Source organism: Silvibacterium bohemicum (assembly GCF_001006305.1).
GTDB lineage: Bacteria > Acidobacteriota > Terriglobia > Terriglobales > Acidobacteriaceae > Silvibacterium > Silvibacterium bohemicum.
The window spans coordinates 948,875-963,276 of sequence record NZ_LBHJ01000003.1; the positions used below are offsets into that span (position 1 = coordinate 948,875).

Annotated in this window: 8 protein-coding genes; all 8 read left to right on the forward strand. The window is 54.9% G+C overall.

The features are described 5' to 3' along the window. Positions 1 to 4 precede the first annotated feature (4 nt). The 8 genes from XX99_RS09505 to XX99_RS09540 all read left to right on the forward strand — a co-directional run bounded on the left by XX99_RS09505 (position 5) and on the right by XX99_RS09540 (position 14,343). Positions 5 to 1,978 carry an enterotoxin gene (locus XX99_RS09505; RefSeq protein ID WP_156185893.1) on the forward strand — a complete coding sequence of 658 codons (1,974 nt, stop codon included), beginning with the start codon at positions 5 to 7 and terminating at the stop codon, positions 1,976 to 1,978. 75 nt (positions 1,979 to 2,053) lie between these two features. Next, complete coding sequence (locus XX99_RS09510) at positions 2,054 to 3,241, forward strand: SIS domain-containing protein (protein ID WP_050059101.1); 1,188 nt, start codon at positions 2,054 to 2,056, stop codon at positions 3,239 to 3,241. Between the two features lie 196 nt (positions 3,242 to 3,437). Beyond that, positions 3,438 to 4,250: a transcriptional repressor AgaR gene (gene agaR / locus XX99_RS09515; RefSeq protein ID WP_197081862.1), complete on the forward strand. Its 813-nt coding sequence runs from the start codon at positions 3,438 to 3,440 to the stop codon at positions 4,248 to 4,250. Between the two features lie 422 nt (positions 4,251 to 4,672). Beyond that, entirely contained in the window at positions 4,673 to 5,473 is an 801-nt protein-coding gene (locus tag XX99_RS09520; protein ID WP_050059102.1) for a glucosamine-6-phosphate deaminase, read from the forward strand. Between the two features lie 111 nt (positions 5,474 to 5,584). Beyond that, a complete protein-coding gene (locus XX99_RS09525; protein WP_050059103.1) occupies positions 5,585 to 6,883 on the forward strand; it encodes an MFS transporter in 1,299 nt (432 codons plus the stop codon). A 103-nt stretch (positions 6,884 to 6,986) separates the two neighbouring features. After that, on the forward strand, positions 6,987 to 8,846 hold the full coding sequence (locus XX99_RS09530) for a PQQ-binding-like beta-propeller repeat protein (protein WP_050059104.1): 1,860 nt from the start codon (positions 6,987 to 6,989) through the stop codon (positions 8,844 to 8,846). Positions 8,847 to 9,060: 214 nt separating this feature from the next. Beyond that, complete coding sequence (locus XX99_RS09535) at positions 9,061 to 10,500, forward strand: Gfo/Idh/MocA family protein (RefSeq protein WP_050059105.1); 1,440 nt, start codon at positions 9,061 to 9,063, stop codon at positions 10,498 to 10,500. Positions 10,501 to 11,013: 513 nt separating this feature from the next. Further along, positions 11,014 to 14,343 carry a TonB-dependent receptor gene (locus XX99_RS09540; protein ID WP_082125416.1) on the forward strand — a complete coding sequence of 1,110 codons (3,330 nt, stop codon included), beginning with the start codon at positions 11,014 to 11,016 and terminating at the stop codon, positions 14,341 to 14,343. Positions 14,344 to 14,402: the final 59 nt, after the last annotated feature.

Here is a 14,402-nt window from a genome sequence, read left to right on the forward strand (position 1 = left end):
TATCGTGCGCAAGGTCGAATGGCGATTCCTTTCCGTGGCCGCTGCTCTTTTGTCCTTTGCAATGCCTGCTCACAGTCAGGGCGCGGCGTCACGGCAGATGGCGCAAATTTCGATCGCGGACAAGACGATGGCCGTGCATCTCGACGCATCTCCCGGTCAGCCTGAAATTCAGATACAGGATCTTATCGCTCCGCACGCAATCGCTATCGCTGAGCTTTTCACCATCACTCTTCGTGACGGCTCCATCTTGCATCCGTCGACGCTGCGGTGGATTCATCCATTTGCAGTGGAGGCTTTGTCGACAGCGCCGGCTCATCCGGGAGACAAGCAGGTATGTGCAGATCTGCGCGATCCGCACACGGCGGCAAATTTTCACTGGTGCCTGCTGGTACACCGCGACGGCGCCTATCTGCGAGAGCGGTTACGCATTCAGGCGACCGACCGCGATCTCGGAATCTCCGAGGTCAGGCTGCTCGACTTTCAAGACCCGCAGGCTCGCGTGGAGGGAACTGTAAAGGGCTCCCCGGTCGTCGATGCGCAAATGTTCTTCGGCTTCGAGCACCCTCTCTCATGGAGCAAGGTGGATGCCGGCCATGTCCAGGCGGGCATATCCCGGGTGCTTCCTTTGCAGAAGAATCAATCGGTCACATACTCTGCGGTCATCGGCACCGCTCAACCAGGCCAGATGCGCCGCACATTTCTCGCTTATCTTGAGGCCGAGCGCCCGCGTCCGTACGAACCGTTCCTGCATTACAACTCCTGGTACGACATTGGCTACGAAAACCGCTACGACGAAGCAGCGGTTCTTGATCGCATTCACGCATTCGGGACCGAACTTGTCGAGAAGCGGCATGTGAAGATCGATTCGTTTCTCTTCGATGACGGCTGGGATAATCCGAAATCCTTCTGGGGCTTCAACCCAGGTTTCCCCGATGGCTTCAGCTCCGCCGATAAAGCCGCAGCCAATATCCATGCGGGTATTGGCGTATGGCTTTCTCCATGGGGAGGTTATGCCGAACAGAAACGGGAGCGTATTCAATTCGGACACGAGCACGGCTACGAGATTGTTCACGACGGCTTTGCGCTCTCCGGCCCCAAGTATTTCGAGGGCTTCTCGAAGATTTGTTCTGAGATGATCTCTCGCTACCACGTGAACCAGTTCAAGTTCGACGGCACAGGCAACGCGGATCGCGTCTTTCCCGGCTCTGCCTTCGACAGCGACTTTGACGCGGCTATCCATCTCATCCACCAGATTCGAGAACAAAAGCCGGGCATCTTCATTAACCTCACGACGGGCACGCATCCGTCTCCGTTCTGGATTTTTTATGCTGACTCGATCTGGCGTTCAGGCGAAGACCATGACTTTGCCGGTGTCGGAACACCACGGCAGCGCTGGATCACTTACCGCGATGAGCAGACATATAAGAACATCGTTCGCGGCGGTCCGCTCTTTCCGCTGAATTCGCTCATGCTGCATGGCATCATCTACGCCAAGCAGGCGAAGGATCTCGGCAGCGATCCCGGGCATGACTTTGCCGATGAGGTCCATTCGTATTTCGGCAGCGGTACCCAACTGCAGGAGATGTACATCACTCCGTCTCTGTTGACCTCGGCCGATTGGAACGTCCTCGCAGACGCGGCTCGATGGTCGCGCGAGAAGGCATCCATCCTGAAGGACACTCATTGGATCGGCGGAGATCCGGGCCAGCTGCAGGTTTATGGTTGGGCCGCATGGTCGCCCAATGGCTGGATCATTACTCTGCGGAATCCGTCGAACACTGCGCAGCATTATCAACTGAATTTGAGGACCGCGCTCGAGCTGCCCACAGATGCGCCGACATCGTTCAAAGTCGAACAGCCTTTCGAGTCATCTCAAAATCCTGCCCTCGATTGGCAAGCAGACCGCGTGGTATCAGTCCATCTGAAGCCCTTTGAAGTACGCACGTTCGAATCAGGCGCATCCGTAATGCATCGATAAGCATTTTACTTAGAGATACAGAATTAGCAGCGAACCGGCCCATTGCGGCTTCAAGACACTAGGAGTTTAGACAGAGTGAACCCTCTCATATCACTGGTTAACCTACCTTCGGCGGAAAAAGATGAACGAGGAATCGCACACACGCCCGCGGAAATCCTGCAGCAACCCTCAACCTGGATCAGCACCTGGGCTCATATCGAAGCGCGGATGCCGGAGATTCAGGCATTTCTGTCGGCTGTTGGCCTTACCGCTGCTTCGCAGGATCGGCCGACCGTCTATCTCATTGGAGCCGGAACATCGGACTATATAGGACACTGCCTGCATCACTTGCTGCGACAAAAGTGGCAATGCGAAGTTGTGCCTGTCGCAAGCACAGATCTGCTCATCGACTTCTCCGAGTACATCCTCGAAGATCGCCCCTATCTCTGGATTTCTTTTTCGCGCTCGGGTGACAGCCCTGAAGGTGTCGCCGTGCTGGAGCGGGCTCTCGCGGAGAATCCGCAGATCTCACATCTGGTCGTATCCTGCAACGCTTCCGGCCAGATGAGCCAGCTCATCAAGGGCAAAGCAGGCTGCTTCGGCATCGTGCTCGACGAAGAAACCAACGATCAGGGGCTGGCCATGACCAGCTCTTTCACGAACATGGTTATCGCGGGGCAGGTGCTCGCGCATGCGTGGTCCGCGGCGGAGTACGAGCCGATCGTCAAATCCTTGTCGGAGGCTGCGCAGGCTTTTCTCCCTCTCGCCGCAGAGCTTGCCGAACACCTTGCCACAAAGGGCTACAGGCGAGCCTGCTTCATTGGCTCCGGGCCGGCGGCTGGAACCGCTCAGGAGTCGGCGCTCAAATTATTGGAGCTCACAGCGGGAAGGACAAAGACCATGTCACAATCCACGCTCGGTTTGAGGCATGGCCCCATGGCGGCCCTCGATCACGACACTCTTTTAGTGAGCTTTCTGTCCACGCAAAGCACAAGGCAGCGATACGAGATCGACCTGCTTCGCGAGATCGAACGCAAGCAATTGGTGGGAGCATCCCTGGCGGTCATCGGCAGCGGCATGTCTGGATTGCCTCAGCTTGAAAGCACGCAAGTGCTGGCGCCGCAGAATCATTGGCAGATTCCGGACTCCTATCGGCCCGCAGTGGATGTGCTCTTCGGCCAGGTGCTGGGTCTCTTCTTCAGCTTGGGCAGCTCTTTGAGGCCTGACTCTCCAAGCCCGAATGGCGCTATCAGCCGCGTCGTCCAGCCAATAGAGATTTACTAGCGGATCACAGCCGAGCGTCTATGAAGCTCCGTCTTTGCCTCACAATAATGCGGTGCTGACGTAGCCGGCAGGTATCGATCGTAAGCTAAAGCATTTCGGAAGCTATGGAATCCCTGTGAACTTTCGTTTATGATCGCGTCTGGCTAAGACGGCGCGCCATAGAAACGGAATTTCCGTGCGAGGTTCGAGCAGATAAATGCGAAACAAAAAGAAGGTTGGGGCGGCGAACACCAAAGAAAGGCCTGAAATGCTGATCGATGAGCGCAGGCAGCACATCCTCGAGCTCATTCAAAAACAGGGCAGGGTGTTGGTCGGCGAGCTTTCGCAGGAGCTGAGCATATCCCAGATCACTATCCGCAAAGATCTCGATTATCTACAGTCGAAAGGGCTCGTTCAGCGCTCGCATGGCGGAGCACTGCGCATTCATTCGAGCGCCCTGGTCGACCCCACCTTGCAGGAAAAGCAAAAGCATAATTTTGTGGAGAAAGAACGGATCGCGGCCGCTGCCATCAAGATGGTGGAAGAAGGCGACTGCGTAATATTGGACTCCGGAACGACGACGACCGCGATTGCACAGGGGCTGAAGCGGTTTTCGCGGCTGACGGTTATCACCAATGCGGTGAACATTGCCGCGGAGCTTGCCGGCACCGATTTCGAGGTGATCCTCGTCGGAGGCACGCTGCGCAAGAACTCGTTTTCGCTGGTCGGTCCGCTGGCTGAGGACAATCTCGAAGAAATGCACGCCGATATCCTCTTCCTCGGCGTCGATGGCTTCGACCTCGAGGTAGGCATAACCACTCCCAACTTCCTCGAGTCGCGTGTCAACCGGGCCATGGTAAAGGCCGCCCAAAAAGTCATAGCTGTTTGCGATTCAAGCAAATTTGGGCGGCGAAGCCTGTCTCGTATCGTGCCGCCTGGCGCGATTCATCACGTCATCACCGATCGCAATCTGCCGCACGAAATCGCCGAAGCCCTGCGTACACAGAATATCGACGTGGCCTTGGTCTAACGACTTAGCCGTCGTCTGCATCCCCGCATCTTTGGCCAAGGCCCTTGATTCGCCGCCCCCGCCAGCGGCTCGAGTCATTGCTCGTACCCGTTGTCGAGATCCGGACCTTCTGAAATGCCCTATCTGCGGAGCTCTTTGCGCTCTCTTTACATCCCAAAACGCCGAGCCTCGCTTGTTTCTTGACAGCGGAATGATTTGGAACTATGTTTTTGTATTATTCCGAACAGGAAGATAACAAAACGAAATCTTCAGTTCCTTGCCATCCGTGGCAACGAAGGCTTTCTGTTGCCACGGAAATCCCTCACGCCTTTCGACTCCGAAATTGCGCTTGATTCTTGATCGACTGTTCTCACGCGCATGAGCGATCGTGATGTTCGATGCATGCGCCGCAGCATTCTGCTTATTACCCGAAGGAGTGTCAGATGAACACCGCGTCCGCACAAGTAAAACATCTTCAGGTTGGGAACATGAAAGTAGAAATCCACCCGGACCGCTCGTCGGCTGGTGCTGCCGCTGCGCTTGCCGCGGCCAAGGCAATGAAAGACCTGGAGCAGACTCGAGATTCCATAGCGGTAATCTTTGCCACTGGAGCATCGCAGTTCGATACGCTTGAATCCCTCACCAGCATCGACAACTTGCCGTGGAATCGCGTCCGCGGCTTTCATATGGATGAATACATTGGGATATCTCCGGATCATCCGGCGTCTTTCCGCCGCTACCTGCGTGAGAAATTGACGAGCAAGGTGAGGATGAAGGAATTCTTCGAGGTCGACGGATCGTCGCCAAATCCCAAAGAGACAAGTCGGGAATATGCCGCACAGCTCCATTCCGCCGATCCGCAACTATGTCTGCTCGGCATCGGCGAGAACGGACATTTGGCCTTCAACGACCCGCCGGTTGCAGACTTCAACGATCCTCTCGATGTGAAGGTCGTCCGTCTCGATGCTGTATGCCGGCAGCAGCAGATGGCAGAAGGATGGTTCAAGAGCGTCGAAGAAGTTCCGGAAGAAGCCATCACTCTCACGATTCCAGCGCTGTTTCGCGTACCTAAGCTGATCGCGTCTGTACCGGGAAAGCGCAAAGCTAAAATCGTCAGGCGAACCATCGAAGAGCAGATTTCTACAGCGTGCCCCGCAACGCTCCTCCGCACTCATCCGGATGTGACGGTCTATTTAGATACTGACTCGGCGTCTGAGTTGGATGGAATCCTGGAAGGGAGGTAAGGCTGAGTTCAACTGATCTTGTTTAAAACGTTCGCCGCCTGAGATGTTCACATAAGCTTCGACAAGGTTAGGGCAACGCTGACTCTGATTAGCGAGACTAGGCTAGATGAGATGGGTACGTTGAATGGCGAGCAATCGGTGACCAACACATATCGCGAGGGTAAGAGGTCAGGACGGACACGGTGGTGGGTGGCGTGGACCCTCTTTTTCTCGACGGTCATCAACTACATCAGCCGCCAAACATTCTCGGTACTGGCTCCGATGCTCACCGAGCAGTTTCATTTGAGCCATGCCGCACTCTCCAAAATTCTTGGCGCATTCCAGATTTCCTATGCGCTTACATGGCTTCTCGGCGGAATATTCCTCGACGCCGTAGGTACGCGCATCGGCCTTGCAGTGGCCGTGGTGTGGTGGTCGGGGGTGAATATTCTCACCGGGTTTGCAGGATCCATCTTCAGCTTTGCGGCCTTTCGTTTCATGCTCGGGATCGGAGAAGGAGTTAACTGGCCCGGAGCGAGCAAGGCAGTCGCGGAGTGGTTCCCGGGTGAAGAGCGCAGCATCGCCGTAGCTATCTTCGACAGCGGATCAAGTGTCGGAGGAGCGTTAGCTGCTCTCATCATCCCCTGGATCGCACTGGCATTCGGCTGGCGTTGGTCGTTCGTCTTTTCTGGAATGCTCGGCTTCCTCTGGCTGGCGGTGTGGCTGCGCGTCTATCATCCGGTGGACCGTCACCCTCGGGTAAAAAAAGAAGAAGTCGCTTTCATCCGCGCGGGACAAGAGATAGCTTCCGCGTCCGAAGGCAAAGGACTCGCCAGATGGCTATATCTGGCGAAGAACAGAAATGTGTGGGGCATCGTGCTCGGGCGCGCACTCACCGATCCCATTTGGTGGTTCTACGTTTTTTGGCTTCCCCAATATCTAAGCGATGCGCGTGGATTCAGTCTGAAGCGAATTGCGATCTTCGCGTGGCTGCCGTTTGTTGCCGCGGATCTGGGGAATTTCACCGGCGGCCTCATCGCTGGTTATTGCATCCGGCGCGGAGCTTCTGTGATTCGCGTCCGCACTTGGATATGCGCGGTGAGCTGCCTGCCCATTTTGTTGGGCATCCCAGTAGCCCGCGTCCACAATGTGTATGTGGCGCTGGCCATGATCTGCATAGCGCTGTGGGGCTACGCCAGCTGGTCTACGATGGGACTGACTTTGCCATCCGACCTCTTTCCTGAAGACATCGTTGCCACTGTTACAGGAATCAGCGGATTGGCTGCTGGGCTTGCTGGTGCGGCCTTTACCTTTGCGGTAGGTCTAACTGTAGATCGTTTTTCCTATGGACCGGCATTTGTAGTTGCAGGGCTAATGCCTCTTGCCGCAACGGCCTCGCTGTTCTTACTTATCCGGCCGAGACAGTCGTGATCTGACAGGCTTTTAGATAATTAAATAAGAAGATACCCCGAATTGCAGCTCGATTTTTGGCTTCCCAATTAGAGTATCGCGAGTAAGAAGGAGCTAGTTGCTAATGGCATCGACGGAATTCGATACATCGTCTTATTTTCATCAATTAATCCGGCACTTATTTTTCTCCTCTGCAATGCTGTTGCCGTTTGCGGCGCACGCCCAAGTCGATGTACTGACGCAGCACAATGACCTCGCGCGGACTGGGACAAATCTGCACGAGACAATTCTTACGCCGGCAAGCGTGAACGCGAAGAGTTTTGGCATGCTCTTCAAACGAATTGTCGATGATCAGCTTTACACCCAGCCGCTCCTCGCGACGAACGTGAAGATAGGCGGCGGATGGCACGATGTCGTGTATGTGACAACGGTGAACAACAGCGTCTACGCTTTTGACGCCAACGATGCAGATGCGAGCACGCCACTCTGGCACGTTAATTTCGGCACGCCCGCCAATGTTCACGACGCAGACTTTGGCTGCACCGATATCAACGGCAGCATGGGCATCGTCGGCGCGCCGGTAATCGACGCCGGAAAGAAGACGCTGTACGTAGTTTCTTTGACCAAAGCCGGGGGAAAGTTTGTGCAGCGCCTGCATGCTCTCGATACTGAGACAGGCGCCGACCTTCCGAATAGTCCTGTAGTTATTCAAGCGCCGGGCTTCGATCCTCTGATGCAAAATCAACGCCCGGCGCTCTTTCTCTCCGCGGGCAAGGTATACATCGGCTATTCTTCGCATTGCGACAAGGGGCCTTATCACGGATTTCTGCTGGGCTACGGCGCGGTCTCTCTCAAACAGGTGGGAGCCGTCAACACTTCACCCGGAGGCGAGGGGGCAAGCATCTGGCAATCCGGTCAAGCCCCAGCTGTGGATGGCGAAGGGAATATTTATTTCGTAACCGGCAATGGTAGCTGGAATGGAAAAACGCAGTTCAGTGAGAGCTTCATCAAGCTCGACCCTCATATGCACATGGTGGACTGGTTCACTCCAACCAACCATTTTCAATTGGACAAAGATGATAACGACCTCGACTCTTCTGGGGCCACGCTGATTCCAGGCAAACACCTTGTGGTTGGTGGCGGCAAGGAGGGCGTGCTTTACCTGATCGACACCGAACATTTCGGACATCTGGGTGATGAGCATGCCGTGCAGCACTTTCACATCACGAGCTCGCATCTGCATAGCGTTGTGTACTGGAAGAGCGCCAAAAATGGGGAGCTACTTTACCTTTGGGGCCAACGGGATAAGACTCGCGTCTACAAGTTCGACGGTGGAAAGCTCGGTGAAACCGCGCTGATGACAAGGCCGGAAATGAATCAGGGGCATCCGGGAGCCATGCTTTCTCTTTCCGCGAATGGAGATAAGAACGGGATCTTGTGGGCTGCGATCCATGCGACCGGCGACTCATGGGAAGAGACCCGGCCCGGCATTCTTCATGCCTATGATGCAGACGACATCAATCACGAGCTCTGGAACTCGCTCGAAAATTACGGAAGAGACGATTGCAACAATTACTCGAAGATGGCGCCTCCGACCGTGGCCAATGGAAAGGTATATCTTGCCAGCTTCGGTACGAAAAATATTGGCACCGGACAGTTGTGCGTCTACGGCTTGCTGCCCGCCGGAGCTCCTCCGGAAGCACCTGCCGGCGTACACGCGTCGATTCAACATCAGTTCGTTTCGGTAACCTGGAATCCCGTGCCGGAGGCCAGGACTTATACGGTAGAGAGAACGCAAAAGGGTGCCACTCAGATCGTCGCATCCGGCCTGACTCTGCCAAAGTTCACTGACGGGATTGTAGACAAAGGAAAGATTGAGTACACCGTTGTAGCTGTGAGTGCCAACGGGCAGAGCACGCGCTCTTCGCCGGCTGCTGTGACCATCACTGAAGCTCCCACCGAACGCATGGCCATGCCCCAATAGTTTTGGGTCGAGAGAAACCAGTGTTTTCTTGACAGTGGAACGATCGGGAAGTATGTTTTTGTACCAGAAGCGAAGGATAGGATAAATAAACGAAATAAATAGATCTTCTTCGCGACATAAGCGTGGAGACTTCTGTGGTCCCATCCGGGGCTTTATCGAAAAAGAGACATACGCAATTCAATGTGGGCGGTAGGAAGAGGCTGGAGAGGACGCGATGAAAGAAAGCGATGGGATCGACCGGAGAGCATTCCTGAAAGGTGCTGGTGGAGTGTTGATGGCTACCAGCATGGAAGCGCGTTCTTATGCCCGTATTCTCGGGGCCAATGACCGGATTCGGTTGGCGCAATTGGGGTGCGGAGACCGCAGCGAGGGGCATGTGCACATGGCGCAGCTGGCTGCAAAACAGACACCGGTGGAAGTGGTTGCCGTCTGCGATCTGTGGAGCCTCGCCCAGGAACGGCGTGCAATTCAGGTGAAAAAAGCCTTCAATCTCGAGCCGCAAAAATATAAGTATTCGGAAGACATGCTGGCCCGGAAGGACATCGATGGCGTGATGATTGCGACCGGGGATTTTCAGCACGCCAAGCTATGCAGCGCGGTAGTCCAAGCAGGCAAGGATTGCTATGTAGAGAAGCCTTTCGCCAACGTGCTCGCTGAGGCGAAAGAGGCGCGTGACACGGTGAAAGCTTCGAAGCAGATTGTCCAGATGGGCACTCAGCACCGCAGCCAGGCTTATCCGCTCGCAGTGCGAAATATCATCCGCTCAGGCCAGATCGGAAGCATCGTCCAGATCGAGCAGGAATGGAATGTCAATGAAGAGCGCTGGCGTTTTGTGCCTACAGATACCGGCATTTCTTCGGAGATGCTGAAGGACGAAAAGTTGGAATGGAAGAGCTGGCTCTATGGCCGGAAATCCAAGCTCCGCGAAGAGGACACCGATTGGAAACACTGGCTGCTCGGCAAGCCCGAGAGGCCATTCGATCCCCATGTGTATCTTGAGTTCCGGTTATACAAAGAATTTTCCTCGGGCATCTTCGACCAGTGGCTCAGCCACGGCTGTGATCTGGTTCATCTATGGTCTGACGAGAGCCATCCCGCGAGCGTTGTGGCGAACGGCGGTGTTTTCGTCTGGAAGGATGGCCGCGAAAACGCCGACACCTGCGTGGCGGCGATCACCTATCCCAAGGGATTTCTCTACACCTACAAAACTACTTTCGGAAACAGCTACCGAAGCTTTTCACGCATTCAGGGACGGGACGGGACTATCGAAAACTACGGCGGCGAGGGCGCATCGCTCTTCGTGACGACGAAGGAAGGCGGGAGAAAAGAATTCGATCCCTGGGAGTCCGGTCCTGTCTATAAGCAGACGCCCTTGCACGGGCCTTCCACTGATGGTGAGGATGTTGTCCAGGTTCCCGGAGCAATGCCGCCCACTTCTCTTGGACCGGACGACGACGATGTGCGTCACCTGGTCGATTGGCTCGAAGCCATGCAGACGCGCAAGCAGCCCAGCGCCACGGTAGATCATGGCTTTTCCCACTCGATCGTATGCATCATGGCCGCAGAGTCCTACTGGAGCGGGAAAAGAGTGTACTGGGACAACGCGCGCGAAGAGATCGTCGATCAGCCGGTGAATACGCCGGCCACCAGTTAACAGCTGACTGAGATCGAAGCAGATCGAAATCCCCTTTCGATCTGCTTCCCGGTTCGGCTGGCGACGATTGCGAATCAAGAAATAAGATGTCGCTCCTCAGTCGGAATCATAAGGCGCAAGCGGCGCGTCAGACGCTTTTCCAGCGCGTCTCCAACGCATCCCCAAAATCGAAGCGATCCGAAGCCCGGCATCTTCCATTCCAGGTACCAATTCGACTCTTCCCGCAGCATCACCCGTTCATGTACAAGCTATTCGCAGCGTTTTTCGGACCACTCCCCGGTTCGGGTTCAAGGGAACAAAAGGGAAGCCATGTGGAGATGCTGATACTCGACATAACGAAAAGTTCTAAACTCTCGGCGACCCTTACTTTTCGCTTGACACAGTAAAGTAGATGCTCATAAAACTTCAAATACGATATAAAACGTAACAAGTTGGAACCTTCGGAAGAGAGCTCAAGCAAAACAAAAAATTGAATACGCCCGGCACCTGTCGACAGAGTAGGAAAAAGTGCAAATGAAACCAGCAAATAAAAACATGGTTATGGCCTGCCAGATTTTTGGGCGTACGTGCGGTAAAGCAGTTTTCGCCTGTTCGCTATTGTTCCTATTCGTCAGTTCGTCGCTCGCTCAATACACCACCGCACGGCTCAGTGGTGCGGTAGCCGACAACACCGCCGCCGCGATTCCCGGGGCAACCGTGACTGTCGAGCAGATTGGAACCGGATATAAGCAGGAAACCAAGACCGGGTCATCCGGAGACTACCTTTTTCCAAGCCTGCCGATTGGCAACTATCGATTGACTGTCGAGATGAACGGCTTCACCACATACGTGCAAAATGGGATCACCCTCAACGTTGGCCAGGCTGCTACCCAGAACGTCGCACTACATGTGGGATCGGTGAGCCAGCAAGTCACCGTCAATGCGAACGCGTCTCTTGTGACCACCGACGATCCGTCGATCGGACAACTGATCGACGCCAAAAGTATGCAGAGCCTGCCGCTGAACGGACGCGAGGCGCAGCAATTGGTCTTCCTCGTTCCCGGCGCGGTCGACGTTACAGCGCAGAACTGCGGAGCCGACTGTGAAGGCGGAGTTCTTCCCGGTGAGCAATATGCCAAAGTCAATGGCGGAGGCTCCAACGGAGTTTATTACCTGCTTGACGGCGTGGACTATAACGATACCTACATCAATACAAATCTACCGTTCCCCAGTCCGGACGCGCTGCAAGAATTCAACGTGCAGACCGACAACATGAGCGCGACTTATGGCAACGCAACGGGCGGAGTCGTAAATGTTGTAAGCAAATCTGGCACCGATCAAATTCATGGCGATGTCTTCGAATATCTTCGCAACTACGCGATGGATGCCAAGAACTACTTCGCCACTTCGCCCAATCCGCTGAAGCAAAATCAGTTTGGAGGCACCATCGGAGGCCCGATCCTGAAGGGCAAGCTTTTCTACTTCGGGTCTTATCAGGGCACTCGACAGAGCACCGCGGTCAACGGCGAAATAGCCCAGGTGCCAACTGCTGCGGAACGAGGCGGCGACTTTACGGACTTATTGCCAACCGTATTGGCAAATCCGAACCCGCAGTCGCCCTACCAGTTCAACAACAACGTCATCAGCCCGTTGGCCTTCGATCCTACTGCGTTGTTTATTCTGAAAGGCATTCCTCTTCCGAACGATCCCTCGGGCGGCTCTCATCAGCTGCTATACAACGCCGCGCCGTCTGTCCAGAATACGAATGAGTATCTCGCGAAGGTAGACTACAACCTCGGCAAGCACCATTTAAGTGCTCGTTATTTTCAGCTGCAATATGACGTCCCGGTCATCTTACCGCCGGCCAGCAATATCCTCGAAGGCACGCCGGAAACTCCGCAGCATCTTGGTCTAAAGAACGTCAGCGTCGTCGACATCTATACCATCTCTCCGCACATTCTTCTGAACAGCTATTTCGGGTGGACCAGCCAAACAGGTGTGACGCAATCCTCTGCACCCTACAATATCGCCCAGGCCGGCTCGAACATCGCTCAGCCTACCAACTTTCCTGCCACCCTCAACGTGGATGTATCCGGAAACTTCACTGTGGGAGACCAGCCCGCCACCGGAACCTGGGATCGCGGCGATGTATCGGATCGCGAAATCGCTACCTTCATCAAAGGAACGAATGAAGTTCAACTGGGTGGCGAATACAAGCGTATTCGCGCTCCCATGGGAAATTCCTATCAGGCCGACGGCAACTTCACCTTCGATAATGGCCTTACGGGTAACAACCTTTCGGACTTCATGTTGGGAGATGTGTCGAGCTTTACTCAGGGCGGCGGATTGTATCTCCACTTCACCGGAAATCTCTGGAGCTTCTTCGTTCAGGATAACTGGCACGCAACTCCGAGACTCACTATCACCGCAGGTATACGCTGGGATCCATTTTTCCCATACACGGATAGCGAAGGCCGAGTGGCTTGCTTCGTTCCCGGAGCCCAATCAGCTCGTTTCCCCAATGCTCCTCAGGACCTGATCTTCGGCGGAAGCAATCATGATTCTGGATGTCCTCAGTCTTCTATCTACAACAATCTCGGCAACGTTGGTCCGCGTTTGGGCTTTGCGTATCAGCTGACGCAGGACGGCAAGACCAGCATCCGCGGCGGCGCGGGCTACTATTATCAATCACCCAATACCGTAGCGTTCGAGGACGTCGTAGGAGTTCCGCCATTCGCTCCGATCGTCAACATTACGGATACTAACTTTTCTGATCCTTATGGAGCTGCGGGAGTCGCTAATCCATTTCCCGCGCAGTTTGGTCCCAGCAATCCCGGCCCCAATGCTGTCTTTCCGCAGAACATCTCCTTCACCCAGATCTTTGACCGCCATTTCCGCCTCCCTCAGATCCTGTCTTACAACTTGACCCTGGAGCGAGAGCTCGGCGCGGGCTGGCTGATGCGCGCTCAGTATGTTGGAAACAGGGGATCCCATCTGGGTGGAACAGGGGACCAGGAGGCAGGTCTGCTGCAGCTGAACCCATCGATATATATTCCGGGGCAATCGACGGAAGATAACATCCAGTCCCGGCGTATCTACCCGAACTTTGGGTTTATCGATTCGATCAACTCCGGGGTGAACAGCAGTTACAACGCCGGTCAGTTGCAGGTGGAGAAACGTCTCGGACACGGCCTCGATTTTCAATCAAACTTCGCGTGGTCGCGAGCATTGAATGACTTCGGCCCCTCCGGAGAGCCCGGCGGCCTGGCCACGAACACATGCGCCTGCGGTCGTTACTTCGACTATGGTCCCGATTCTGGCGACGACAACAAGGTCTTCAGGCTGTCGGGAAACTATGCGTTTCCCCATGTGCCATTCAAAGGCGTCGCAGACAAGGCGGTCAACGGATGGAATCTAAGTTCGATTCTGAACTGGCAATCGGGTTTCCCCTTTACGGTCTTTGCGGAAGACGATAACTCCTTCTCAGCGATAGGGGCCGATCGTCCGGCTCTTACGGTGGCCAGTATCAAGGACGCAGTGTTAAGCAACGGACGGTCCCATCCGGACTTAGTCAATGAATGGTTCGACACCACAGCGTTTGCCGCAAATCAAATAGGAACCTATGGAGATATCGGAAAGAACTCTCTGCGTGGACCGCGGCTCTTCACTACCGACGTCGCTTTATTGAAGACCGGGCAATTCGGCGAGCGGGTCGGATACGAGTTCCGCGCTGAGTTCTACAATGTCTTCAACAATGTCAACTTCGGCGCTCCGGATGCGGGACTGCAAGACAGCAATTTCGGACAAATCTCTTCCGCGGGGGATCCTCGGATTCTTCAGATGGCGCTGAAGGTTAAGTTCTAACAAGAAGCGCTGATCCAGAACAAAAACAGAAGGCGGAGGAGTTGGTGAGCAGGATCGGG

What these genes read in the sequence shown, in the direction of transcription:
- XX99_RS09530 (WP_050059104.1), top strand. Translation starts at nt 6,987, where the DNA reads ATGGCATCGACGGAATTCGATACATCGTCTTATTTTCATCAATTAATC.
- XX99_RS09535 (WP_050059105.1), top strand. Translation starts at nt 9,061, where the DNA reads ATGAAAGAAAGCGATGGGATCGACCGGAGAGCATTCCTGAAAGGTGCT.
- XX99_RS09525 (WP_050059103.1), top strand. Translation starts at nt 5,585, where the DNA reads ATGGGTACGTTGAATGGCGAGCAATCGGTGACCAACACATATCGCGAG.
- agaR (WP_197081862.1), top strand. Translation starts at nt 3,438, where the DNA reads ATGCGAAACAAAAAGAAGGTTGGGGCGGCGAACACCAAAGAAAGGCCT.
- XX99_RS09520 (WP_050059102.1), top strand. Translation starts at nt 4,673, where the DNA reads ATGAACACCGCGTCCGCACAAGTAAAACATCTTCAGGTTGGGAACATG.
- XX99_RS09540 (WP_082125416.1), top strand. Translation starts at nt 11,014, where the DNA reads ATGAAACCAGCAAATAAAAACATGGTTATGGCCTGCCAGATTTTTGGG.